This is a genomic window from Ruegeria sp. HKCCD7559, assembly GCF_013110575.1.
Taxonomy (GTDB): domain Bacteria; phylum Pseudomonadota; class Alphaproteobacteria; order Rhodobacterales; family Rhodobacteraceae; genus Ruegeria.
In genome coordinates, this window is the sequence record NZ_WVQU01000007.1 from 83,418 (window position 1) to 108,983 (window position 25,566).

The following is a 25,566-nucleotide window of genomic DNA, read 5'->3' on the forward strand; positions in this document are numbered from 1 at the left end:
CAAATGATTGGAATTGTTGGAATTGTTGTCATCTTCGTAATGGTCTTCGGCGGCTATCTCGCGGCAGGTGGCAAGATGACCATCATCATGAAATCTCTTCCCTTCGAAATGATGATGATCGGTGGTGCTGCCGTAGGAGCCTTTCTGATCAGCAATGACATGGGCGGCGTGAAACATACGATCAAAGACATGGGCAAGGTGTTCAAGGGCCCGAAATGGAAGCCCGAAGACTATCGTGACCTTCTGTGCCTTCTGTTTTCGTTGATCCGCATTGCCCGAGCCAACCCTGTTGAGGTCGAGCAGCATATTGAAGACCCCGAAAACTCCAGCTTGTTTTCCGCATACCCCAAGATCCAATCAGACAAGGAGGCCGTCGACCTGATTTGTGACACCATGCGGTCGGCGGCGATGAATTATGACGATCCGCATCAGGTTGAAGAGGTTCTGGAGAAGCGCATGGAGGCGAATTTTCATCACGCCATGCACTCAAGCCATGCACTTCAAACAGTGGCAGACGGCCTGCCCGCGCTGGGGATCGTTGCTGCGGTTCTGGGCGTGATCAAGACGATGGGATCAATCGATCAGCCGCCCGAAGTGCTAGGGAAGCTGATTGGGGGTGCCCTTGTGGGCACGTTCCTGGGCGTTTTTCTGGCCTATGGTCTGGTCGGCCCCTTCGCAGGCAAACTGAAAGCCGTGGTTGAAGAAGACAACCACTTTTATCAGCTGATCAAAGAAGTATTGGTGGCCAACCTGCACAACCACAATGCTGCCATGTGCATTGAGGTCGGACGCCAGAACACCCCAACCCATAACCGCCCTGGCTTTTCCGAGCTGGAAGACGCATTGAAAGAGCTCAAGCAGGCTGCAGCATGAAGCGCATCGGGTTTCTGATTGCGGTTTTGGTCACGGCTGCATCTGCCGTGACCGCACAGGACGTGGTGGTGCGATCCGGTGAGCATGACGGATTCACACGTCTGGTTTTCGACGTGCCACCGGATACCCGCTGGGTGCTGGCGCAACGGAAGAACGGCGCCAGCCTTACAATTGCCCTGGACGAGGTGACATTCAAGACCAGCTCGGTTTTTGGGCGTTTGAACACGAACCGACTGGCCTCATTGTCGCAGGAAAACCCCGGCAGCGCGTTGGAGCTGGAGTTCGGGTGCGACTGCGTGGCGTCGGCGTTTCTGTACAGAAACTCGATGATCGTATTGGACATCGCACCAGGGGAATTGTTGCCGCCGCTTCTTGAGAATGTACCGCCACCCTTGATCGGAAAAACGGCCAAAGGCAAACCGCCCTCGGTGGAGACAGGGTTGCACCTGCCGCTTCTCACCATGACTGAGCAGGGGATAAAAGACCAGCTGTCCACTCGTCTTCTGCAAGGGACCGATCGCAAGCTGCTGGACTTGGAGCTTGCTCCTGTCGGGCCACGCAACACCGCCCCGTCCGGTACACGCGTTGTGCCGCCCCAATTGAGTTCGAACCTACGTCTGACCACGGTTCTGGACGATTTGCAGAATGTTCTGAACGCAGAACTGCAACCAATTGACCAAAGACCGGCCTGCATCTCGACTGCTGAGCTGAATTTTGCGTCCTGGTCAGGGAACACGCCTTTTCCGGATCAGGTGTCAGCTCTCCGCTCTGGGCTGTACAAAGAGTTTGACAAACTTGACGGCGAAAAGGTCATGACCCTGGCCAGACTCTACGCCTCTTTCAGTTTCGGAGCCGAAGCGTTGAGTGTCTTGAGGCTGTTGGAGACGCCGCCAGCGGGCTTCGAACCCGTTGCGGCAATTGCGCGGGTTGTAGATAACCGGCCGCCGCTGCCCAGGAATCCATTCAACGACCTGCAACGATGTGACAGCGATGCCGCGCTTTGGGCTGTGTTGTCCGAAGGGGAACTGGCACCTGACGCAAACGTGGAAGCAATCGAACACGCGTATTCAAGACTGCCGGATCATCTTCGCCGCCAGCTGGGGCCGCGGTTATCAGGAATACTGGTGAGAGCACAACACCTGGAGGCTGCCCGCAGAATCCTTCGCTCGGTTGACCGGATTGAACCGGAAACGACATCCAGTGTCGCTCAGGCCAAAGCCAGCGTTGCCAAGGCGGAAGGAAACAGTGACCGTGAAGAAGAGTTGTTGACCGAGGTTATAACCTCTACCGACGCCGCCGCTGAATCTCCGCTGGCTTTGGCGCGCTTGGTGGAAAAACGTTGGTCTGAACGCAAAGCTGTTTCTTCTCAGGAGCTTGATCTGGCGGCATCTTATGCGGTCGAGCTCAGGCGATCGGAGCTGGGCCCGATGATGAACCGCACCTATGCGATCGCTCTGAGCCTGAGCCAGGAATTCGACCGTGCATTTGACGTGATCAAAGCGCAGCCACCCGGACCCGGTAGTGACGGCGCGATCAATCGGCATCTGCAATTGCTTGCTGAAAGATCGGATGACGCAACCTTTCTACGCCAGACGATGGAGGTAATGCAGCCGGACATGACGGTGGTGCTGACAACCGATACTGCAATTGCATTGGCAAGCCGCCTTGCTGATCTGGGCTTTGCTGAGCATACATTTGCGCTGGCGAACAGACCGGAAGATCAGTCGCGGCGCTCGGATCGGGCTCGGTTGCGGGCTCGGGCCGCTTTGCTGTCGGGGCGCCCTCATCAAGCCCTGTTAGAGCTGGCTGATGACAATTCCGAAGAGGCGATAGCCTTGCGCGCGCAGGCGAAGGTTTCAACAGAAGAATTTGCAGCTGCCGCCGATATGCTCCGAGATCTCGAACAAATCGAAGCGGCAAACCGGTATTTCTGGCTGGCCGGAGTATCGGATGAAAGGTTGGAACCTGCGGGCGGGAAATACGCGGCATTGAACCAAACGACCCAAGCCTTGTCTGACCTGCCGGAACGGTTGGCGGAAAAACCGCTGGCGGTTGCGGAAAACCTGTTGAAGGACAGCCAGTCGGCCCGCCAGCGGATCGATGAGATGTTGAACGCAGTTGGGGTAAAATGACGTATATCGGGACTGTTCCGGCCGCACCCGGCAAAGTGAACGCGGGTCCCTAAACCGGTATACCCTGCGATGCGTTTCAACCGGTGGCAGCGTTGGGAGCCCGGCGCCGTTGCTTCAAACGGTTCCAATCAGAACGCCCGATCAGGCGGGGATGCAAACATGGCTCCAACTTCTTTCAAGGATGTTGTGTTCCAGACATGACACAGAAGAACAGGCCGCCGAATTTCAGGCCACGTTCCTCAACCAAAAAGGTCACGACGGCTGACCGCCCGTAAAGCAACCGGTGCCGTGGCATTTGCGGCATAAGCGTGAAAACGAGACGCCACATCCGAAATACGGCGGTAAAAGTTCCTCGCCTTCAATGAGTTCCGTGGTCAGAGAAATCGCGGACGTGTCTCCTCATCAAACCTGGCCAACCGGCTTGGGATGGCAACGTCTTTGGACACAAATTCTGCAAGCCCGCCTTTTCCGACACGCTGACAGGCATCGGTATTGCCAGTACAGTATTGCCCGCCACTGGCTGGCGTTTCCTCAGCTCCCGGTGCCGGGCACCGGGAGCTGAGGCGTCAAAAACAGCGGACAACCGTCCTGGATTCAGTACGGGGCTTCAACATCATTCATCGAGACATAAACGGTTTTCATTTCCGAGAAGTGATTGATCGCCAGTTTCGAGTTCTCGCGCCCGACGCCGGACATCTTCGATCCACCAAACGGCGCTTCGACCGGGGCAAGGTTGTAGGTGTTGATATAGCAAGTGCCTGCTTCGAATCCGGCCACGATTCGATGCGCCCGGGTCAGATCATTGGTGAAGACACCTGCGGCCAGACCGAACTCGGTGTCATTGGCGCGGGCCATCACCTCTTCTTCAGTCTCGAAGTCCAGCACCGACATGACGGGGCCAAAGATTTCCTCGCGCGCGATGGTCATGTTGTCCGTGACGTCAGCAAAAACCGTGGGCTGCACAAAATAGCCGTCTCTTTCGATCCGTTCACCGCCATAAACCAATCTTGCGCCTTCGGCTTTGCCCTTTTCGATATAGCCCAGGGCGATGTTCATCTGGTTCTCGCTGACCATCGGGCCAAAGCTGACGTCCTCGTCCATTGGATCGCCGATTTTCGCGTGATCCAGACGTTCTGACAGACGTTTCAGGAAGGCCTCTTTGATACCTTTCTGAACGAAGACGCGGGTGCCATTGGAACAAACCTGGCCCGAAGAGTAGAAGTTGCCCAGGATCGCACCTGAAACAGCGTTTTCGATGTCGGCATCGTCAAAGACGATCATCGGGGATTTGCCGCCAAGTTCCATGGTCACATGCTTCATGCCGTCCGCCGCAGCAGCATAGACCTTGCGGCCTGTCGGCACAGAACCTGTCAAAGAGACCTTTGCCACGCGCGGATCGGTGACCAGCGAAGCACCGACATCGCCGTAACCCTGGATCACGTTGTAGACACCTTTGGGCGCGCCGGCCTCGACAAGAATTTCGGCCACTTTCAATCCCGAAAGGGGCGTGGTTTCCGAAGGTTTGAATACCATCGTGTTGCCGCAGGCCAGTGCAGGTGCACCTTTCCAGCAGGCGATCTGCGTGGGGTAATTCCATGCGCCGATCCCGACGCAAACGCCCAGCGCCTCGCGGATGGTATAGACGAAATCCCCCCCGCCCAGCGGAATATGCTCGCCAGTCAGAGAGGCGGCCAATCCACCAAAATACTCCAGCGCATCGGCCCCCGAGGTGGCATCGGCCACTGTGGTTTCCTGAATCGGCTTGCCGGTATCATGGGTTTCCAGAACGGACAGGTCGTAATTGCGTTCGCGCATAATATCAGAGGCGCGGCGCAGGATGCGGCCACGTTCCGTCCCGGACAGGGCCGCCCATGCTGCCTGAGCGTTTTTTGCGCTGTTTAGAGCCTGTTCCACGATCGCCGGCGTCGCCGAATGCAAACGTGCAATCACTTCGCCTGTAGCGGGATAGATCACTTCGATGGCCGCGCCGTTTGTATCTTCGACATATTCGCCATCAATGAAATGGCTGGCCCGGGGCTGAAACTTCATACCGTGTCCTTTTCTTTCGCACCCGTCAGGACGGGACAAATGGTCAGTCGAAAATCGGCCTATCGGTTATTGATTGACCAGTCAATAAAATCATCGAAGGGGTGGCTTCACGCCTGCCAAACCCCGCAAACCTTGAAATTTTTGGTTAATGTTCTATTTATGTTCTACATAGTCAGAGGACAAACCGATGACCCAGCAAACACGTCCCACAGCCCTGAACGGGCCGAACAACGACTATCACTTGCTTCCGGTCACCGATCGGCAGATGCGGTATGCTCGAGCGATTGCCGAGAAGTCAGCCCTTGAGATTCCGGTCGAGGCACAGCGTGACCGGCGGCTTTTATCTGACTGGATTTCAGCCCACAAACCACGCGGGACCTCGCAGTTCGACAATTACCCGACGGGAAAACAAGTCGCGTTTGCCGAGCGGATTTCACGCAGCAAGCGTCGCCCGATCCCATCCGAGTGTTTCCGCGACAAGAAAATGATGTCGCGCTGGATCGATCACAACAAATAGCCCCGAATTAGGGTCTATCCGGATTGTGGTTGCGGGCATAAAGCGAAACTGCTGCGGCAACAAACATACCCAGTAGGATATAGCCTGTTACGGCCTCGGACACGGCGAGCCCACGGCACATACCGGTCGGGGACATGTCGCCATATCCGACTGTGGTAAAGGTAACATAGGAAAAATACAGGATATCCCCCGGACCCTGCGCACCAATGACACAGTGGTCGTTATACCCAAAGGCCCCGTAAACTGCGGCGAACAGGAATGGAACAACCTGTATGAACGAAACACCCATCAGAAACAAAAGCCTGCGGGGCGATTTCACCTGTGTCATGTAATACCAGGACTGTGACACCAGCCAGATCAACAACCCGATCGAGGCGACTGTGCCAATCGTATCGCCTGCAGCCGCCTCGCTCAGGCGGGACAGGCCATACCAGGCCAGGAAGCTAGCAAGGACCAGCCCCAGTGCCGCAATCAGCGTCGATTTCCATTCGTCCAATGTCGTGGGTTTGCGGTGCATGAACGCCCCTTCAATCCGGTCTTCGGGCAATCATCCGACCTAAAGGCATCGCCCGCAACCCGAATTCATTCCTGCCGCAGATGCGCCTCACCCCGTTCCCGCGCCAGCAGGATCTGCTTTTGCCGCTCGCGAAAGCGCATTTTGTCAGCATCGGACGTCTCATCGATGCATTGATGGCATGAAACGCCGTGCTCGTATTCCGGGCGCTTCATATCCTCGGGCAGGATAGGACGCCGGCAGCCATGACAAAGCTTGTGCGGCCCTTCAACAAGCCCGTGGCCAACCGAAACGCGATTGTCGAATACAAAGCATTCACCCTGCCAGGAACTGTCTTCGGCTGGGATTTCCTCCAGATACCGCAGGATACCGCCTTTGAGGTGATAGACATCCTCGACCCCCTGCCCCAACAAGTAGTTGGTGGATTTCTCGCAACGGATGCCGCCCGTGCAGAACATGGCGACCCGCTTGTTGTGAAAGCGGTCCTTGTTCTGTTCCCACCATTCCGGGAAATCGCGGAAACTGGCTGTTTCAGGGTCTATAGCGCCTTCAAACGTCCCGATTGCCACTTCGTAATCGTTTCGCGTGTCGATCAGCACCACATCGTCAGAACGGATCAGGTCATTCCACTCCTGCGGGTCGACATAGTTGCCGACACGGGCGCGCGGGTCCACGTCGGGCTGGCCCATGGTCACGATCTCTTTCTTCAGCCGCACCTTCATCTTGCCGAAAGGCGGGTGGTCCGAGGTCGCTTCTTTCCACTCCATATCAGCGCAACCGGGCAAGGATCGGACATGTGACAGCACAGCGTCGATTCCGGCCCGCGGACCAGCGATCGTGCCGTTGATCCCTTCCTGGGCAAGCAGCAGCGTACCTGTGACAGACTGCGCGCGGCACAGGTCCAGCAAGGGGTCGCGCAACGCGGCCGGGTCCGCGAAACGTGTAAAGTGATAGAGGGCAGCGATTGTGTACATACGCGCGATCTACCTTTGCAGACCCAGAGTCGCAAGGGATTGCATTGACGCCCCGCGCGCCGCCGCCTACCGATAGAGCGGTAAAAGGAGGCCGCCATGACCCATGCCTTGCTCGTGATCGATGTCCAGAACGACTTCTGCCCAGGAGGGGCACTGGCCGTGGCAGAAGGGGACGAGATCGTCGCACCGATAAACGCCATGATGGATGAATTCGATGCCGTGATCCTGACTCAGGACTGGCATCCGACGGGACATTCTTCGTTTGCCAGTTCCCACGATGGCAAAAACCCGTTCGACCTGGTCGACATGCCCTATGGCCCACAGGTTCTGTGGCCCGACCACTGCGTGCAGGGCACGCGCGGCGCCGGTTTTCATCCCGACTTGCGCACGGATGGCGACCTGATCCTTCGCAAAGGATTCCGCAGTACCATCGACAGCTATTCCGCATTCTTCGAGAATGACCACCAAACACCGACAGGCCTGAAAGGCTATTTGGATACACGCGGTATCGACCGTTTGACACTTGTGGGATTGGCCACCGATTACTGCGTGCGTTATTCCTCGGTAGATGCCGCCAGGTTGGGTTTCGATGTCACGGTCCGCATGGGCGCGTGCCGCGCGATTGATATGGACGGTTCGCTGGCAGCCGCCGAGCAGGCGATGCGAGATGCCGGAGTCGTATTGACCTAAGGTGTGGCCCCTGCGGCGGCCAGAAGCTTGATCATCACGAACAGAACAACCGCCAGACCCAGCGCAAACCCAATGCGCCCTGGTATCGTGCGACGTTCCGGGTTGGTCCGGTCTGACGGAGGTGACGGAACGCGCATCGGCCGGCTGCGCACGATCCCAGCCATGGGTTGCGCGGTTCGCACATAATGCAGGAAATCCCAAAGGTTGAAATCGCCGCAATATTCACCCTGAATTCCACGCGTCCTGATGTTGTCAAACAGCGACCGCAGAATTCGCACCCGATCCGCATGATCCTCGGCCGGAAAAACACCCGGCACGATGCCGCTGTTGCGCGACTCGAGGCTGAACCCGGCATCCATGAAAATCTTGCGGATTTTCGGCGATGTTCCACGCAACGCGTCCGCGGCTCTGATATCGCGGAACACCGCACATACCTGGCGTTCCGTATCAGAGGCAGACCCCAGCTTTTCGGGGTCCAGATCTTCCAGCGCTACGTTAACAATATCAAAATCGTACTCGATACCCATTCACAAACTCAGTTTCGACTTTCCATCCCCTCTTCTCACTAACCGGTAAAAACAATGCACAATATGCCGGTATTGTGACGTCAAACTGGCATTGTCACCAAATCAGTGACTCTTGCCATTTCCAGAGTCGATTGATCTAACTACGGAAATCGCAGGAGTTCCCCATGGTCGACATCGCGACCCGCGTCTACAATCACAAATGGAAGATTGACCCGATTGTACGGTCTTTGATCGATACTGATTTCTACAAACTGCTGATGTGCCAGTCAGTGTTTCGAAACAAGCCCCAAACAGATGTCGTATTTTCGTTGATCAACCGGTCGAATCACGTACCTCTGGCGCGTTTGATCGATGAAGGCGAGCTGCGGGAACAGCTGGATCACATCCGCTCTCTCAGCCTCAGCCGTGGGGAAAGCACCTGGCTGCGCGGCAACATGTTCTACGGAAAACGGCAGATGTTCCGCTCGGACTTCATGGAGTGGTTCGAGAATTTGCACCTGCCGCCCTATCATCTTGAACGCAAAGGCGACCAATATGAACTGACCTTTGAAGGCAAGTGGCACGAGGTCATGCTGTGGGAAATTCCCGCGCTGGCGGTGTTGATGGAGCTGCGCTCGCGCGCGGTGCTGAACGATATGCGCCGGTTCGAATTGCAGGTGCTTTACGCCCGCGCGATGACCCGGGTTTGGGAAAAGATCGAAAAGTTGAGCTCGATAAACGGGCTTGGGATCGCGGATTTCGGCACCAGACGGCGGCATTCCTTCCTGTGGCAGGATTGGTGCGTGCAGGCGATGATCGAAGGGCTGGGCGCATCCTTTACCGGCACTTCGAACTGCCTGATCGCCATGCGACGCGAGGTCGAGGCCATCGGCACCAATGCGCATGAACTGCCCATGGTCTATTCCGCACTGGCCGATACGGATGAAGCGTTGGCGCAGGCGCCTTATGACGTGCTCAGCGACTGGCATGACGAGCATGACGGCAACCTGCGCATCATCCTTCCCGACACCTATGGCACCAAGGGGTTTCTGGACAATGCTCCTGACTGGCTGGCGGGATGGACCGGCATTCGCATCGACAGCGGAGACCCGGCAGCGGCGGCCGAGATCGCAATTGACTGGTGGAATGCACGCGGCGAAGACCCGACAGGGAAACGGATCATTTTCTCTGACGGTCTGGATGTCGAGAAAATTCAGGAATTGCACGCCCAGTTCGCGGGCCGCGCCAATATTTCCTTCGGCTGGGGAACTTTGCTGACCAACGATTTTCGTGGGCTTGTTCCCAATGACGCGCTGGCGCCGTTCTCATTGGTCTGCAAAGCGGTATCCGCCAATGGCCGCCCGACGGTGAAACTGTCGGACAACCCGGAAAAGGCGATGGGTCCGAAAGACCAGATCGAACGCTACAAGCGGGTGTTTGGGGTCGGAGAGCAAAAGGCGATCGAGGTGATCGTCTGAACCACGGCGGCGCATTCATCATTTATCGGCAACTCACCTGATGCTATTTTGGAAGGCATTCACATTGAGCATTAAGGTTGAGATACAATGATTTTTGAACCAAGGAAATTCTACGAAACCGGCGGATCCCGGGATGAGCTTTCACTTTTTTCCTACGCCGCATACCTGATATCCCGCGCGCAGTTTCTGCAAGCCGAAAGCAATGACAGCGATCTTTTCCTGTTGGACGGCGATTTGGAGGAAACTGACGATGCCGTTCTGTCCAAACAGCTTGTCATGCTCGGATTCCGGCCAATTGACGACCGCCAAATATCCGCCCACGAATACATGCGTTTCTTTGATGGCCCCGGCGACCTGAGGCCCTTCGACCTGTTTTCTTTGCCGGAGCCTGAGGGGTATTACCAACGTTTGTTCGAGGCGATCAGAGCAGCAGAAGAACAGCCGAACGTCGAATATATCGACGCTGCTTTGAAGCTTGGACTTGCGGCCCCTGATTCAATTGTTGCTCTTGCCGCACTGAGTTCGTGCCTCAAACTGTATTCGCCAGAATCCTTTCCGCCACGTCTTTGGCTTGGTGTGTTTTCGGCACGTTGGACGCAATTGGATCCGCTCTCGCAAGATTTGCTTACTGTGTTGTCGTCCGCTCTGATTTCAGACCCGCCCGCTTCACAGGTTCCACCGGCGCCCGCACAACAATTAGCCGGTGTCCCGGGGTTGCTTCTTGTTCATGGCACTCACTTCGAAGTCAATCCTGACCCCACATGGTACTATCCCCATGTCGGAGATTTGCACAATTACATCAAGCCGCATCGCAACGACATCTATTCAGGGCAGAACTACTATGAATGGGAGGGCCGGTGGTCCGACCGCGGCCGACATATTGCTGCCAAACACTTGAAAAACTGGATAGACCTTGAGGCTTATCACGGCTGCGATGTGGTTGCCCACAGCCACGGCTGCAATGTCGTCATGAAAGCCGCCGAGATGGGGGCGCATTTCAACAAGGTCGTTTTCTTGAGCTGCCCGGTACACTGGCACAAGTACAACCTGAATTCTGGCCGGATCAATGTGCCGTATTCAGTTCGGGTCTGGTTTGACTTCGTGATCCTGGCAGACGGCGGCAGACAAAAGTTCCCCGCCAGTGCCAACGTTTCCGACGAGGTGGTCGGAGGTTGGTTCAGTGGGCATTCTGCCACGCGGACATCACAGATTTGGGGCAATCATACATTGGAAGCAAAGCTGATCTGAATTGCCTGGGTAAAAGCTATCCGTGAAACGCGGCAACTGTCTTTAACTGTGAAAAGCCGTACAAAGCTTCGAACCCTTTTTCGCGGCCATGGCCGGATTTTCCCACACCGCCAAACGGCAGTTCAACACCACCGCCTGCACCGTAGTTGTTGATGAAAACCTGACCGGAGTGCAGCGCTTTCGCCAACCGCATCTGCCGCGCGCCATCCCGCGTCCAGACGCTGGCGACCAGGCCGTAATCCGTACTATTCGCTATATGCAGAGCCTGTTCTTCGGTGTCGAACGGGATCAGAACCTGAACCGGGCCGAAAATTTCGTCCTGTGCCAACTGATGATCTGGCGGCACGTCCGCGAACAAAGTGGGCCGGACATAGGCTCCGGCCTCTGGCGCGTCTTCGACAATCTGTCCCTGCGCAGCGATCGTCAGGTCCGTGGCGGTTTTCAAAAATCCCCTGACAATCTGTCTCTGCCGGTCCGAGATCAACGGCCCAACCCGCAGATCCTGCATCGCCGGGCCGACGGTCAGTTCTTCATAGGCCTGGGACATGCGCGATCTGACCTGTTCATACACGCCCCGCTGCACCAGGATCCGGGACGAGGCCGAACAGGTCTGGCCCGCATTTTGGATCCCCGCATTCACCAGAAACGGCAGCGCCGCATCCAGATCGGCATCGTCAAAAACCAATTGCGGGGATTTCCCGCCCAGTTCCAGCGTCACGGGCACCACGTTGCGTCCCGCCGCCTGCTGCACAAGGGCCCCTGTGGCAACAGAACCAGTGAACGAGATGTGGTTTACACCCGAATGTCCGGACAGCGCCGCACCCGCCTCGGCCCCCAGACCGGGCACGACATTCAAAGCGCCGGCCGGCAGCCCGGCCTGTTGCGCAAGATGGGCAAAGGCCAACGCGGTCAAACAGGCCTCTTCCGCAGGTTTCAGAACACAGGCGTTGCCCATGGCCAACGCCGCCCCGACCGAACGTCCGATAATCTGCATCGGATAGTTCCAGGGCACGATATGGCCCGTCACCCCATGCGGTTCGCGCAGGGTATAGACGGTGTAGCCATCGAGATAGGGAATGGTCTCACCCATCACCTTGTCGGCCGCGCCGCCGTAGAACTCGCAATAGCGCGCCAGGGCGACCGCGTCTGCCCGGGCCTGCGTCAGCGGTTTGCCGACATCCTTCGCCTCAAGCCGCGCCAGATCGTCCACCCGTTCCAGCACCAGCTGGCCCAGCCGGGTCAGGATGCGGCCGCGTTCCAACGCCGTCTTTCGCCCCCAATCACCATTCAACGCAGACCGGGCGGCTTGTACCGCCGCTTCGATATCCGCCTCGGACCCTCGGGCGATCCGGCAGATCTCGGTCCCGTCCGAAGGGTTGATCAAGGGCAGGCTGTCGCCCGCGGCCGCCCGGATCCAGCGCCCGCCGATCAGGCACAAGGTGGGATCAAACCAAATCTTCTGGGTCATTTTGGGCCTCCAATCAGGCTCTAACAAGAAACTCTACGCCGTCAGCGGCCTTATCTCGGGCAACCGGGGCGCGGCGGCAATCAGGGTTTGCGTATAGGGATGTTGCGGGTTTTCGAACACCTGCTTGGTCTGACCCTGTTCGACGATCCGCCCGGACTGCATCACAAGCACACGGTCGGTGATCGTGCGGACAACGCTCAGGTCATGGCTGATGAACAGATAGGTCAGGTCATAGGCGTCGCACAGTTCAGCGAGCAGATCGAGGATCTGAGCACGGACCGAAACGTCAAGCGCCGAAACCGCCTCGTCGAACAGGATCAGATCGGGCCGGATGATCAGGGCGCGTGCAATGGCGATCCGTTGTCGTTGCCCGCCCGAGAATTCGTGGATGTATTTGCCCGCATCATCAGGGCCGAGGCCCACTGCCGTCAGAATTTCCGAAATCCGGTCCTGGCGTTCTGAATCCTTTGGTGGCGTTTCCAACAGGTGAAAGGGTTCAGTAATCAGGCGCGCGACACGGTGGCGGGGATTGAAGCTGCCATATGGGTCCTGAAACACGACCTGCATCCTCCGACGCACGGCAAGGTTGGGCCTGTGGCCGGTGAAAACCGGCTGACCATCCAACCGGATTTGACCGGATTGAACCTCCTCCAATCCCAAAATTGCCCGTGTCAGGGTCGATTTTCCACATCCGGATTCCCCGACCAGCCCCAACCGCTCGCCTCGGTTGAGGCAGAAGCTGACACCATCCACTGCCCGGTGATGCCGCGGCGCGTCCAACAGGCCCTTTCGGGGCAATCGGTAGTCCCGAACAACCTGGGTTACCTCCAGCAACGTTTGCGGTTGCGCGGGTTCCGGCAAAGTGACCTGATGGCCAGACGCCTCGAACAGCATTCGGGTATAAGGGTGTTGCATGTGACTCAGCAGGTGCTGTGTGGCCCCGCTTTCAACCACTTCTCCGTGGCGCATGACGATGATCTGGTCGGCCATATCAGAGACAACGGCCAGATCATGGGTGATCATCAGCAGCCCCATGTCGTATTCGCGCACCAGCCCCTTGAGAAGGTCGAGAATCTGCGCCTGTGTCGTGACGTCCAGCGCTGTCGTCGGCTCGTCCGCGATCAACAGCCTGGGGCGCAGAGCGATGGCCATGGCAATGACCACGCGTTGCCGTTGCCCGCCGGACAGTTCGTGCGGATAGCGGGAAAGGGGGAACCGATCAGGTGGCAGGCCAACGCGGGTCAGCACCTCTTTGGCGCGGGTCCGGGCCTGAGCAGGAGGCATCGCCTTGTGGATCAGGATCGTCTCCATCACCTGATCGCCGACGGTTCTTACCGGATTGAGCGCTGTCATCGGTTCCTGAAATACCATCCCCACGGACGCGCCGCGCAAGGCGCACAAATCGGGCTCTGACCGTGTCAACAGATCCTGACCGTCCAGCCAGATCGCACCTTCCGCGCTGGCCCCATGCGGCAGCAGTTGCATCACCGCCAATGCGGTCATCGATTTGCCCGAGCCGCTTTCACCCGTCACCGCCACGATCTGGCCGGGGTCGATCGACAAGTTGACCTGTTTCAGGATTGGCATCCCGTGGATCGTCAGCGACAGGTTTTCAATCTGCAACAAACTCATGCCCGCGCCACCCTGATCCGGGGATCCAGCCAGTCCCGCATTCCGTCGCCCAACAGGTTCAGACCCAGCACCGTGACGATGATCGACAGACCCGGAATCAGAGCCAAATGCGGAGCAAAACTGACCATCGTCTGTGCGTCTGCCAGCATCCGGCCCCAGCTGGGCGTTGGAGGTTGAGCGCCCAGACCGACATATGACAGGCCCGCTTCGGCCAGAATGCCAAGGCTGAACTGGATGGTCCCCTGCACGATCAGCAGATTGGCCACGTTGGGCAGAATATGCTCAGCTGATATCCGCGCGGCCCCTTTGCCCGACACACGGGCGGCGAGGATGAACTCTCTCTCCCAAAGCGACAAAGCAGCCCCGCGGGTGATACGGGCAAAGACGGGGATGTTGAAAATACCGATCGCAACAATGGCGTTGATCGCTCCGGCGCCATAGACGGCCGTGATCAGGATGGCGATCACCAGCGAAGGGAAAGCGAAGACCAGATCGTTGCCACGCATGATGACCTCATCCAGCCATGAGCCTTTGCGCGCGGCCGCTGCCAGGCCAAGAGGAACGCCGATTGCCATGCCGATGCCGACGGCCACCAACGCCACCGCAATCGACGTACGCGCACCGACCATGATCATCGAGAACATGTCGCGGCCGAAATGATCGGTTCCAAACCAATGCGGCCCGTTTGGTGGCTGCAATTTATTGGGAATGTCCAGCGCGGCATGGTCGTAAGGGGTCCAGATGAACGAGACCAACGCGGCCAGAACCACCAGCGACGACAACAAGGCCCCAAGGATCAGGTTCCGGTTCATGTTCTGCTCCTCAGTCGTGGATCCACGGCCGCATAAGCAAGATCGACAAGGAAATTGACCGTTATCACAGCAAAGACCAGCAGCATCACGACCGACTCCACGACGATGAGGTCTCGGGCAGAAATGGCCTGAAACACCAGCCGCCCGAGGCCCGGCAGATAGAACACCTGTTCGATGATGATCGACCCCGCCAGCAGAAAGGAAAACTGCAAGCCGATGATGGTCAGCACCGGAATCAGCGCATTTCGCACCCCATGCCGCCAAAGGGCCTGACGACGGGACAGGCCCTTGGCCCGAGCCGTGCGCATGAAATCCTCACCCAGAATGTCCAGCAAGGCCGACCGCATGACCCGCGCCAGAATCGCCGCCTGTGGCAAGGCAAGAGCCACGGCAGGCAGGGTCAGGGAATGCAGGCCGGCCCAGATCCCGCCGTTCCAACCGACAAACCCGCCTGCATTGAACCAGCGCAGATTGATGGCGAAGATCAGCACAAGCATCATCGCGAACCAGAAGTTCGGGACTGCGATGCCAAGCTGCGTCGCCCCCATCACTGCAAGGTCCCCCGGTTTGCCCCGACGCGCAGCGGCATAGATTCCGGCGGGAAAGGCGATCAATGTGGACAGCGTCAGCGCGTAAAGCGCCAGGGGTAACGACACCCACAGCCGGTCAGCGATCATCTGCGACACTGGTGTGCGATAGGTGTATGACGTGCCGAAATCGCCCACCAGCATGCCGCCAACCCAGTGGAAATAGCGCTGTATCTTTGACCCATCCAGGCCCAGCTCGGCCCGCAGCGCCGCCAGCGTGTCCTCCTGCGCATTGACGCCCAGCATGAAAGATGCCGGATCACCTGGGGCAACCTCGATCACGGCGAAGATGACCACCGAGGCGACGGCCAGGCTGACAAGCAAGGAAATCAGTCGTTTGAGGACGTAGCGGAGCATTGGCACCACGTTAGAGTCACATCAGGCACGGGTCCAGCGTCTAAGGCACCAGAAGGAAAGCGGAAACCGCATAGGCAACGATCGCGGCATAGCCCAGTGGATAGATCCACTTGATCGCATAATTGTCCAGGGTGCGCGCCGCCCCCTCCTTGCCGGACACTTTCAATCGTCGCAGCGCGACGTTGAACACGATCAGCGCCCCGGTCATCAGGAACATGCACTGAAGGACAAAATCCAGAAAAGTCAGATAACCCAGCTTGGGCAGATCTGCGGATATTGCCCAGTTGAACGCGACAAAGACCAGCAAGTTGCCGCCAGCAATCTCGATCCTCCGGCGGTATTCATCCAGAAAAAACAGCGCCCAGCCGACCGAGATCAAGACAAGCATCGGCAGGAAAACCCGAATGACGTAATAGGTCAGATGTCGATTGCCCTCAAAAACAAGCGCGACCTGATCGCTTTCTTTCCCGGATAGACCCAAGACCCTGGATGTTTCCAACCGTGCATTGTTCAGAATCCATTCTTCTTCGCCCAGCTGATCTCCGAGGCCCGAGAATTCGTTCAACGGATGGTAAGTGACGTATTCAGAGGGAAAGACCGAAACCACCTCGAAATGAAACTCCTGCGTGTCGAACGGGTATTTTCGGAAATCGAAATGAGGCGCCTGGAGTGTAAGAGACGATTTTTCGACATACAGCACCCGCCCGTCGTAACGCAGGGATGCGGCGGATTCGTGGATCCACTTGTTGGACTGCTGATTGTGAATGACAAAAGCCGGCAGAACGGACCCGATACTTGCCGCATGATTGGCAAGGTCGGGTGGGTTGAAGACCCTGATATCCCTCCCCAGTTCCTCGGGATCAAATGCCAGCGCGGGATCGGTCCATTCCACCCGCAAGACCACAACCGCGCCATAGTTTTCGGCCTTTTGATCAACACCGGTGATCTGGTCGATGCGAATTCCGATCCCAACATTCAACGGATTCTCGGGCGTTCCGGGCAGGGCATCCATCCGACCCCCCAACACATTCTGCGCCGTCGCCGCGACAGAGGAACCGAGCACCAGAAAAAAACTTAAAACCAAGACGGGAATGGCACGGAGCAAGAACATACGTGAGAACACCCTGACACAAAGGAAGGCCCGGGCCGCCCGGCGCGGCCCAGGGCTGTAACATTACTCGGACCAGCTGATCTGAGTCAGATCGATTGCGGCGGTGGGCGCGTTCTCCCAAAGGCCCTGAACGCCGACTTTCGCAACGCCCAGTTTGGCCAACTGGAACAGGTAGCCATTGACATAGTCGCTTGCGATCAGGCGCTGCGCCTCACCCAGCAAACGGGTGCGTTCTTCGGGGTCGGTGGTGGTGTTCAGAGTGTCCATCAGCGCCTGAAAATCCGTGCTGTCATACTGAAAGTAATAATCAGGCCGCGCATAAATGCCGATATCCATAGGCTCGGTATGGCTGACGATGGTCAGACCGAATTCCTTGCCCTTGAACACGGATTCCAGCCATTGGGCCCATTCCACATTGATGATCTCGGCCGTGATGCCGACCTCGGCCAGCTGCGCCGCTATGATTTCGCCCCCACGACGGGCATAAGACGGCGGCGGCAAATGCAATGTGGTCTCAAACCCATTTTCGAATCCGGCCTCTGCCAGCAACTCTCTGGCTTTTTCGGGGTCGTAAGCGGATTGCGCGGTCAGATCGACGTAGGCCGGATTGTGCGGCGCAAAGTGGGTTCCGATCGGCGTGCCATAGCCAAACATTGCGCCGTCGATGATCGCCTGCCGGTCAATCGCATGGGCCAATGCCTGACGAACAAGGATATCATCAAACGGAGGCTGCTTGTTGTTGGTGGACAGGATCGTCTCACCTTCGGTCGACCCTACGAGGACCTGAAAGCGCGGGTCGGCCTCGAACTGGGGCAGGTTTTCCGGCGCCGGGAAGTTGTCAAACACGTCGACATCCTCGGCCATCATGGCGGCAAAAGCGGCGGTCGGGTCCGAGATGAACTTGAACGTCGCAGTCTCTAATGTAGGCTGTTCGCCCCAGTAATCGGGGTTTCGGTTCAGCGTGATACTGTCGCCCTGCACCCAGTTTCCAAAGGTATAGGCACCGGTACCAACCGGGTTGGTCTTGATGTTGTCTATGCTTTCCGGCGCGACGATGACGGCATCCCCCCAGGCCAGGTTGAACAGGAAATTTCCGTTCGGCTCTGACAGGGTGACTTTCACCGTCAGCGGGTCGACGACCTCGACGGTTTCGATACCGGCAAACAGGGCCTTCTGCGCGTTGGCGCTGTCTTCCGCGGTTGCGCGGTCAAGGCTGAATTTGACATCCTCGGCGTCCATGGTGGTGCCATCATGGAAGGTCACCCCGTCATGCAGGTTAAAGGTATAGACCGTCCCGTCTTCGGAAATCTCCCAGCTTTCCGCCAATCCGGGCACGACCGAGCCGTCGCCCATGAAACGTGTCAGGCCTTCGAAGATATTGGTGTAAACCACCGAGTCGATGGCTTGCGCCGCGGCGCTTGTCGGGTCCAGATGCGGAGGCTCAAGCTGCATCGCAATGGTGATGTCCGACTTGGCCAAAGCCTGCGTGGCAAGCAGGCTGGCCCCCACGGCCAGGGTCGAAGCAAAGGTCCGGAACAGGAATTTTGTCATGTGAACTCTCCCTACTGAAACGGGTTGTGCCCTTGTTTTCAGGGCCATTTTACTGACAGTCTTCCTGTAAACCTCAGGTCAATCAAGGGAATGTTCGCGCAACCGGGGTTTCTTCGGCCCCTCCCGATCTGCTATGCCGCACTGCAACATAATACTGCAGGAGCGATCCATGAGCGCCACCGCCCGCAAGAAAGCCCCGAACGCCGAGGACATTCGCGCCCGAAAAGGCGGCGAACCTCTGGTCTCTTTGACCGCCTATACCACGCCAATGGCGCGCCTGATGGACGCCCATTGCGATTTCGTGCTGGTCGGTGACAGCGTCGGCATGGTGCTGCACGGGCTGGAATCCACGCTGGGGGTCACGATGGAGATGATGATCCTGCATGGTCAGGCCGTATCACGCGGCCTAAAAAGTGCGATGATGGTCATCGACATGCCTTTCGGAAGCTATGAGGAAGGCCCGGCACAAGCCTTTCGTAACGCCGCACGCCTGATGGCGCACACAAATGCAGGCGCGGTCAAACTGGAAGGCGGGGTGGAAATGGCTGAAACCATCCGCTTTCTGGTGAAACGAGGCATCCCGGTGATGGCTCATATCGGACTGACGCCGCAGTCGATCAACACGCTGGGCGGCTACAAGGTGCAGGGCCGTGACGATCAGGCTGAAGCCGTCATGGCAGACGCCCGCGCCGTAAACGAGGCTGGTGCGTTCTCGGTCGTTCTGGAGAAAGTGCCCCAAGGTCTGGCGAACCAGATCACCGAAGAGATTGCGATCCCGACCATCGGCATCGGTGCATCTGCGGGGTGTGACGGGCAGATTTTGGTCGTGGACGACATGGTTGGCTTTTTCACCGCCTTCAAACCCAAATTCGTCAAACGCTATGCCGAGCTGGGCCCGTTGGCGGAAGCAGCCATCGCAGAATACGCCGCCGAAGTGCGCGCGCGGACCTTCCCGGCGGACGAACATGTCTTTGCCGATCAGGCTCCGGCCAAAGGACAAAAGACATGACCGCACCGATTTTGCGCTCTCTCGCCGAGCTGCGTGCCAACACCACCGCATGGCGCCGAAACGGTGAGGGGATCGGCGTGGTTCCGACCATGGGTGCGCTGCACGAGGGGCATTTGTCACTGGCGCAGGCTGCGAAACAGGGCTGCGACCGGGTGATCGTGACGATTTTTGTGAATCCCAAGCAGTTCAACAATCCCGAAGACTTGGCAAATTACCCCCGCACCGAACATGAAGACGCCCAAAAGCTGGCCCCGTATGGTGTGGATGCGATCTATGTACCGGACCCGCAGGAAATCTATCCGGAAGGTTTTTCGACGACGGTATCGGTTGCCGGTCTGACCGACGTGATGGAAGGCCCCTTCCGCCCCGGACATTTCGAAGGCGTGGCCACGGTGGTCGCCAAGCTGTTCCTGCAAACACAGGCGGATCGAGCCTATTTCGGGGAAAAAGACTATCAACAGCTGCTGGTTGTCCGCCGGATGGCGCGCGATCTGAACATCCCAATCGAGGTGATCGGCTGCCCGACTGTCCGAGAACCTTCGGGCCTGGCGATGTCGTCGCGCAACCTTCTTCTTTCCCCCCAAGGGTTGAAGATCGCAGAGCAAATGAACGGTGTCATGCGTCAGGTGGCGGACGATCTGGCCAAGGGAGCAGACTTTGCCATGCTGGCGCAGGAGGCCAAGGAAACCCTGCTGAAGGTCGGGTTCACCGAAGTCGAGTATATCGACCTGCGCTGTGCCGAGACGCTGGAAAGCCTGTCCAGCGCAAGTCAACCCGCCCGCCTGTTCGTCACGGCCTGGGCCGACGGCGTCCGCCTGATCGACAATATTCCTGTCAATCCGGCCTGATTTCTGCACTGGCCCCTTCGCCATTGTTTGCGCTAAAGTCCGGCAAAACGATACCGGGGGAGAGCGGAAATGACCCATATTCTGGCAATCGATCAAGGCACCACATCCTCGCGCGCCATTCTGTTTGACGCGCAGATGCGGCCTGTTGGCACCGCCCAGCAGGAGTTTCCTCAGCACTTTCCGCAGGAAGGCTGGGTTGAACACGACCCCGAGGATATCTGGTCAAGCGTTCTGCACGTGTGCCGCGAGGTGATGGAGACCACCGGTGTTTCAGCGGATCAGATTGCCGGTATCGGCATCACCAACCAGCGCGAAACGACGGTCGTCTGGGACAAGCAGACCGGCAAGGCCATCCACAATGCCATCGTCTGGCAGGACCGACGCACTGCCGATATCTGCGCGCGCTACAAACAGGCCGGGTGCGAGGATGACGTCACAGCTCAGACCGGTCTGTTGCTGGATCCTTATTTCTCGGGCACCAAGGTCAAATGGCTGCTGGATACCGTTTCGGGCGCCCGCGAGCGCGCAGAAGCCGGAGACCTGCTGTTCGGCACGATCGACAGCTTCCTGATCTGGCGGCTGACCGAAGGCCGTGTTCATGCAACCGATGCCACCAACGCCGCCCGTACCCTTTTGTTTGACATCCACAAAGGCACATGGAGCGCCGAGATTTGTGACCTGCTGGATGTGCCCCTGAACCTTTTGCCCGAAGTGAAGGATTGCGCCGCGGATTTCGGAACCACCACTTTGTTCGGCGGCGGCATTCCCATTCTGGGCGTTGCAGGCGACCAGCAAGCCGCCACCATCGGGCAGGCCTGTTTCCAGCCCGGTATGATGAAATCAACCTATGGCACGGGTTGCTTTGCGCTGCTGAACACCGGCGCGCAGCCGGTTCAGTCGAATAACCGCCTGCTGACGACGATCGCGTATCAACTGGACGGCCGGCGAACTTATGCGCTGGAGGGTTCGATCTTTATCGCGGGGGCCGCAGTGCAATGGCTGCGCGACGCGTTGCAGATCATCGACGCGGCGCCACAAAGCGGCGAACTGGCGGCTCAGGCCGATCCGAACCAGCATGTGGTGCTTGTGCCCGCCTTCACCGGCCTCGGCGCGCCTTATTGGAAACCTGACTGTCGCGGGGCGCTGTTTGGGCTGACGCGCAATTCCGGCCGGGCCGAGATTGCCCGCGCCACGCTGGAAAGCATCGCCTTCCAGACCCGCGACCTGTGGCATGCCATGCAAGGCGACTGGGGCGCCGATGCCGATGTCATCCTGCGCGTCGATGGCGGGATGGCCGCGTCCGATTGGACCATGCAAGGCCTGTCGAACTGTCTCGGCGCGCCTGTGGACCGCCCCGTCATGCAAGAGACGACCGCCCTTGGCGCCGCATGGCTGGCAGGCATGAAAGCCGGAATTTATCCCGATCAGGCCGGGTTTGCGGAAACATGGGCGCTGGATCGCCGGTTCGAGCCAACGCAGGAACAATCCGAACGCGATGCGGCCTATGACCGTTGGCAACTTGCGGTACAGGCTGCGATGGCGTTCTAGCTGTGGTCTTTCAACAAACGCTGTTTCTGCCGTGACCAATCGCGTTTGGCTTGGGTTTCGCGCTTGTCATGGGTTTTCTTACCCTTGGCGATGCCGATCTTGATCTTGGCCAACCCCTTGTGGTTGAAATACAAAACCAACGGCACCAGCGTCATGCCCTTGCGCTGGGTTGCATTCCACAAATCGGACATCTGTTTGCGGGACACCAGCAGCTTGCGACGGCGGCGTTCTTCGTGTTTGAACACCTTGGCCTGCTCGTATGGCGCGATATAGCTGTTGACCAGCCACAGCTCGCCATCATCGACGGTGGCATAGCTTTCCGCGATGTTGGAGCCACCCGCGCGCAGGGATTTGACCTCGGATCCTTGCAGAACGATACCACATTCGATGTCGTCCTCGATCGCATAATCGAAGCGGGCGCGCCGGTTTTCGGCGATCACTTTGTAATTCGGGTCTGTCTTTTGCTTGGCCATGACGGGTTGATTTAGGCGGCTTGCGCCGCCCTTGCAAGGCACCGATTTCCAGCCGGGGTCATGATTTGGCAGAAATGATCAGATCCGGGCCAAAAATCGTGTCCGCGTGGCTGTGGAGATATATCTTCAACCAGGGTGTAAACCGGTCCGGGTGGCGTTTCACTTCGGCCAACAGATCGTGATAGTCGATCCAACGGATATCCATGACTTCATCCGGGTTGGGCGCGATTTTCAGCGGGCCGCGGACATGGGCCAGAAAGACGTCGACAACCTCGTTTTCCACCATGCTGTTGCCCACATCGGCGTGATATTCCAGCCGGTGTCGGTATTCGGGATACAGGCCTGTGATCCCAAGCTCCTCATGCAGGCGGCGCACGGCACAGGTGGACGAGCTTTCGTCCCAATCGGGATGCGTACAGCAGGTGTTCGCCCAAAGGCCGGGCGTGTGGTACTTGCCCAAAGCGCGACGCTGCAGCAGGATCTCGGTCCCCCGTACGACAAAAACCGACACAGCCTTGTGCTTGAGCCCCTTTTCGTGAACTTCAAGCTTGTCTACAGGGGTCAACTCACCATCGACCCAAGCTGGGATCATGATACCCATCTGTCCTCTCCTGCTGCCAATCCGCCTGACGAGCCCTGATGTTGATTATAGCTGTTGCCGGACCGGCTTGGCTTTGCGGCGTTGCTTGGCAATCCGCCGTCTGACTTCAAAGTGCGGCTGTTCCACATTGTTATCAATCGCACCAAAGGCCGCAGGGGCTGCGGCCTTTGGTCCTTGTGCAGTGGTGCACAGTATCAGGTGTTATTCACCCGACACGCTTGCGATATAGGCATAGACGTCTTCACCGCCCTTTTTCAGCTTGAAGGTCATTTTCGATTTGGCGGATGTGTCATCCAGATAGGTTTTCAAAAATGCCTTGGGGTCCTGAGCATACTCGACAAAAGTAGTTTCGTCCCAGACCAGACCCTTCTCACCGGCGGCAACGATGCTGTCTCCGTATTTGAAACCCTCAACGGTACCGGCGGTGCGGCCCGCGATTCCATAGAGGTTGGGGCCGGTCTTGCCACCTTTGACGATCACTTCGCCTGCCGGGTCGGCGATCATGTGGCAGGACTTGCATTTGTTGAAGGTTTTCTTGCCCGCCTCAGCGTCGCCTTCAGCATAAGCAGGAAGGGCCAGAAGGCCCACGATTGCGGTAGCGAGGATACGATTCATAGCTTTTGCTCCGATAGAAATTGGCTGCACCGAATGGACCGTCGGCGCAAAAAAGAGTCAACGCGCAGATTGCCGCGCGCGCTTACTGTGCCACTGCGACAAATAGGATGTCCTTAACTTTTGTCATGTACATCGGACCAGCAAGGCAACAGATCGCCCACGGACGGAGTCGCCAGATACACGGCGCGCGCAATAGCTCGCGCGAGGCACAGCGAGGCCGCATGCCCGATGACACCTGGTTCGGTGTCGGTGGCGACACCCCGCGCGCCCGTGCTGACCCCGAATACCAGATCACCATCCCCCGGCGTGTGGGCGGGTACAATAGCTCGGGCAATACCGTCATGGGCGGCAACGGCCAGTCTCTGACACTGCGGTTTGGTCAGGTCCGCATCTGTCGCAACGATGGCAATCGTGGTATTGGCCTTGTCCGGCCTCGCGGACTGCATCACCTGCGCTTTGCGACTGACCGTTGGTTGGCCCAGTCCGGCATTGGAATCAGGCCCTAATCCACCGAATTCGCCGTCCATTTCAAATGGGGCGGCCCAGAAATGCCTGTCACCCGGCGTGGTGACACTGCCCAGCGGATTGACTGCAACCAATGCGCCAACGGTAACACCGCTGTCCAGAACAACCGAGGCCGAACCCAACCCGCCTTTGTGCATCGCGGTCAAAGCCCCGGTTCCTGCACCTGCTGTTCCGAGTTCGAACCGGTCCGACGCGGACTCGAACGCCGCACGGCCCAATGCGCGATAGGGATTCTCGTGCCACGCCTTGTCGCCGCCATTCAGCAGATCGAACAGGATCGCCCCGGGCACGATCGGAACCACGGCGGAACCCACCTTAAACCCGCGGCCCAGGGCATGCAGCGCGTCCATGACGCCCGAACAGGCATCCAGCCCGAAGGCCGACCCGCCCGAAAGCACGATCGCATCCACCTGTTCAACGGTCTTGTCGGCGGCCAGCAAATCTGTCTCGCGCGTGCCGGGTGCGCCACCCATCACGTGCACCGAGGCTCGGAGTGGTTGCGCGCCGGTCAGGACGGTGACGCCTGATTTCAAAGGTGCGTTCTGTGCGTTGCCGACCTTCAGGCCGGGGACATCCGTGATCAGGTTTCTGGGTCCGGGGATCATGCAAACCTCGGTGGTCGAGCTGGAAAGCGCGCTGGCGCGCGCTGCCTCCGGCGGGGATATTTTTGGCCAGATGAAGAGCGGATCAGATGCATCGGCCTCCGTCCACCTCGAGCGCGGCGCCGGTGATCATGCTGGCCTCGTCCGAACACAGGAAACAGGCGGCATTGGCCATATCTTCGGGGGTTGAAAAGCGGCCCAACGGGATGGTCGACAGGAATTTGGCACGGATTTCGGGCGTATCCTCGCCCATGAAGGATTTCAATAGCGGCGTTTCCCCGGCAACCGGGCAGATCGCATTCACCCGCACGCCGGACGGGGCGAGCTCGACCGCCATCGTTTTGGTTGCGGTGATCATCCAGCCCTTGGAGGCGTTGTACCAGTTCAGGTTTGGGCGCGGCGACAGGCCTGCGGTTGAAGCAACGTTCAGTACTGAACCCGCCCCGCGCGCCTTCATAGGTGGAACCAATGCACGCGCGGTCAGATAGACGGATTTCATGTTCACGTTGAAAACACGGTCGAAATCCGCTTCGCTGACCTCCTCCAGCGGCGTCGGCAGGTGGGTCACACCGGCATTGTTCACAAGGATGTCCAGATGGCCGAAGGTTGAGAAAGCCGCATCCGCCATCTTTTGAACCGAGGCGCCCTCGCCTACATCGACCTGCTGGGCAACCGCCTCGGATCCAAGCTGGGTTGCGAGTTCATGCGCAGCATCGCCATTGATGTCAGCGATCATGACACGCGCACCCTCGGCCAGGAACTTCCTTACGATCCCCGCACCAAACCCGGATGCACCGCCTGTGACGATTGCGGTTTTTCCCTCCAGCCTCATGGCGTTACTCTCCT

The 25,566-nt window shown here is 58.2% G+C and carries 24 protein-coding genes; 9 read left to right on the plus strand and 15 right to left on the minus strand.

The window, feature by feature from the left end; genetic code table 11:
• The first annotated feature begins 3 nt into the window (after positions 1-3).
• Positions 4-873 (plus strand): flagellar motor stator protein MotA, encoded by an 870-nt coding sequence (motA, locus tag GS605_RS16715; protein WP_171637362.1) that lies wholly within the window; start codon positions 4-6, stop codon positions 871-873.
• A complete protein-coding gene (locus GS605_RS16720; RefSeq protein WP_171724709.1) occupies positions 870-3,005 on the plus strand; it encodes a hypothetical protein in 2,136 nt (711 codons plus the stop codon). The genes motA and GS605_RS16720 overlap by 4 nt, the downstream gene beginning before the upstream one ends.
• A gap of 594 nt (positions 3,006-3,599) precedes the next feature.
• Here the strand turns inward: GS605_RS16720 and betB are convergent.
• Entirely contained in the window at positions 3,600-5,054 is a 1,455-nt protein-coding gene (gene betB / locus GS605_RS16725) for a betaine-aldehyde dehydrogenase (protein WP_171724710.1), read from the minus strand.
• Positions 5,055-5,241: 187 nt separating this feature from the next.
• Here betB and GS605_RS16730 point away from each other — a divergent pair, with 187 nt between their 5' ends.
• Complete coding sequence (locus tag GS605_RS16730) at positions 5,242-5,571, plus strand: hypothetical protein (protein ID WP_152459432.1); 330 nt, start codon at positions 5,242-5,244, stop codon at positions 5,569-5,571.
• Between the two features lie 7 nt (positions 5,572-5,578).
• On the opposite strand, the gene GS605_RS16735 is transcribed toward GS605_RS16730, so the two are convergent.
• Both GS605_RS16735 and GS605_RS16740 read right to left on the minus strand, forming a co-directional pair.
• Positions 5,579-6,088 (minus strand): potassium channel family protein, encoded by a 510-nt coding sequence (locus GS605_RS16735; protein WP_171637370.1) that lies wholly within the window; start codon positions 6,086-6,088, stop codon positions 5,579-5,581.
• Positions 6,089-6,153: 65 nt separating this feature from the next.
• On the minus strand, positions 6,154-7,059 hold the full coding sequence (locus tag GS605_RS16740) for a rhodanese-related sulfurtransferase (protein WP_171637372.1): 906 nt from the start codon (positions 7,057-7,059) through the stop codon (positions 6,154-6,156).
• Between the two features lie 96 nt (positions 7,060-7,155).
• Here GS605_RS16740 and pncA point away from each other — a divergent pair, with 96 nt between their 5' ends.
• Positions 7,156-7,749, plus strand: coding sequence for a bifunctional nicotinamidase/pyrazinamidase (gene pncA / locus GS605_RS16745; protein ID WP_171724711.1), 594 nt, complete (start codon positions 7,156-7,158; stop codon positions 7,747-7,749).
• Here pncA and GS605_RS16750 read toward each other — a convergent pair.
• Positions 7,746-8,276, minus strand: a complete 531-nt coding sequence (locus GS605_RS16750; RefSeq protein WP_171637376.1) for a hypothetical protein — start codon at positions 8,274-8,276, stop codon at positions 7,746-7,748. The two genes, pncA and GS605_RS16750, sit on opposite strands and share 4 nt — an antisense overlap.
• Positions 8,277-8,440: 164 nt before the next feature.
• Here GS605_RS16750 and pncB point away from each other — a divergent pair, with 164 nt between their 5' ends.
• Together pncB and GS605_RS16760 are read left to right on the plus strand one after the other, a co-directional pair.
• On the plus strand, positions 8,441-9,733 hold the full coding sequence (pncB, locus tag GS605_RS16755) for a nicotinate phosphoribosyltransferase (protein ID WP_171724712.1): 1,293 nt from the start codon (positions 8,441-8,443) through the stop codon (positions 9,731-9,733).
• A 222-nt stretch (positions 9,734-9,955) separates the two neighbouring features.
• A complete protein-coding gene (locus tag GS605_RS16760; protein ID WP_171724713.1) occupies positions 9,956-10,981 on the plus strand; it encodes a hypothetical protein in 1,026 nt (341 codons plus the stop codon).
• 16 nt (positions 10,982-10,997) lie between these two features.
• Here GS605_RS16760 and GS605_RS16765 read toward each other — a convergent pair whose 3' ends face one another.
• The 6 genes from GS605_RS16765 to GS605_RS16790 form a co-directional block, all read right to left on the minus strand.
• The gene (locus GS605_RS16765; RefSeq protein ID WP_171637382.1) at positions 10,998-12,449 is read right to left on the minus strand and encodes an aldehyde dehydrogenase family protein; all 1,452 of its coding nucleotides are present in this window, start codon (positions 12,447-12,449) and stop codon (positions 10,998-11,000) included.
• A gap of 33 nt (positions 12,450-12,482) precedes the next feature.
• On the minus strand, positions 12,483-14,081 hold the full coding sequence (locus tag GS605_RS16770) for an ABC transporter ATP-binding protein (RefSeq protein ID WP_171724714.1): 1,599 nt from the start codon (positions 14,079-14,081) through the stop codon (positions 12,483-12,485).
• Entirely contained in the window at positions 14,078-14,893 is an 816-nt protein-coding gene (locus GS605_RS16775) for an ABC transporter permease (RefSeq protein ID WP_171724715.1), read from the minus strand. The genes GS605_RS16770 and GS605_RS16775 overlap by 4 nt, the downstream gene beginning before the upstream one ends.
• A complete protein-coding gene (locus GS605_RS16780; protein ID WP_171724716.1) occupies positions 14,890-15,837 on the minus strand; it encodes an ABC transporter permease in 948 nt (315 codons plus the stop codon). The genes GS605_RS16775 and GS605_RS16780 overlap by 4 nt, the downstream gene beginning before the upstream one ends.
• Before the next feature lie 40 nt (positions 15,838-15,877).
• Positions 15,878-16,849: a hypothetical protein gene (locus tag GS605_RS16785; protein ID WP_245218185.1), complete on the minus strand. Its 972-nt coding sequence runs from the start codon at positions 16,847-16,849 to the stop codon at positions 15,878-15,880.
• 162 nt (positions 16,850-17,011) lie between these two features.
• Positions 17,012-18,499 carry an ABC transporter substrate-binding protein gene (locus GS605_RS16790; protein ID WP_171724717.1) on the minus strand — a complete coding sequence of 496 codons (1,488 nt, stop codon included), beginning with the start codon at positions 18,497-18,499 and terminating at the stop codon, positions 17,012-17,014.
• A 169-nt stretch (positions 18,500-18,668) separates the two neighbouring features.
• Between GS605_RS16790 and panB the strand changes: the two genes are divergently transcribed.
• From panB to glpK, 3 genes are all read left to right on the plus strand, one after another.
• Positions 18,669-19,508: a 3-methyl-2-oxobutanoate hydroxymethyltransferase gene (panB, locus tag GS605_RS16795; protein ID WP_171637391.1), complete on the plus strand. Its 840-nt coding sequence runs from the start codon at positions 18,669-18,671 to the stop codon at positions 19,506-19,508.
• Entirely contained in the window at positions 19,505-20,356 is an 852-nt protein-coding gene (gene panC / locus GS605_RS16800) for a pantoate--beta-alanine ligase (RefSeq protein WP_171724718.1), read from the plus strand. Before panB ends, panC begins: the two co-directional genes overlap by 4 nt.
• Positions 20,357-20,425: 69 nt before the next feature.
• Positions 20,426-21,904, plus strand: coding sequence for a glycerol kinase GlpK (gene glpK, locus GS605_RS16805; protein WP_171637396.1), 1,479 nt, complete (start codon positions 20,426-20,428; stop codon positions 21,902-21,904).
• Here glpK and smpB read toward each other — a convergent pair.
• From smpB to GS605_RS16830, 5 genes are all read right to left on the minus strand, one after another.
• Positions 21,901-22,377: an SsrA-binding protein SmpB gene (gene smpB / locus GS605_RS16810; RefSeq protein ID WP_152459447.1), complete on the minus strand. Its 477-nt coding sequence runs from the start codon at positions 22,375-22,377 to the stop codon at positions 21,901-21,903. The genes glpK and smpB overlap by 4 nt on opposite strands.
• Before the next feature lie 58 nt (positions 22,378-22,435).
• Complete coding sequence (gene idi, locus GS605_RS16815) at positions 22,436-22,978, minus strand: isopentenyl-diphosphate Delta-isomerase (RefSeq protein ID WP_171724719.1); 543 nt, start codon at positions 22,976-22,978, stop codon at positions 22,436-22,438.
• 201 nt (positions 22,979-23,179) lie between these two features.
• On the minus strand, positions 23,180-23,593 hold the full coding sequence (locus GS605_RS16820; RefSeq protein ID WP_171637401.1) for a cytochrome c family protein: 414 nt from the start codon (positions 23,591-23,593) through the stop codon (positions 23,180-23,182).
• A 113-nt stretch (positions 23,594-23,706) separates the two neighbouring features.
• The gene (locus tag GS605_RS16825) at positions 23,707-24,723 is read right to left on the minus strand and encodes a P1 family peptidase (RefSeq protein WP_171724720.1); all 1,017 of its coding nucleotides are present in this window, start codon (positions 24,721-24,723) and stop codon (positions 23,707-23,709) included.
• Between the two features lie 82 nt (positions 24,724-24,805).
• Positions 24,806-25,552, minus strand: coding sequence for an SDR family oxidoreductase (locus tag GS605_RS16830; protein WP_171724721.1), 747 nt, complete (start codon positions 25,550-25,552; stop codon positions 24,806-24,808).
• Positions 25,553-25,566: the final 14 nt, after the last annotated feature.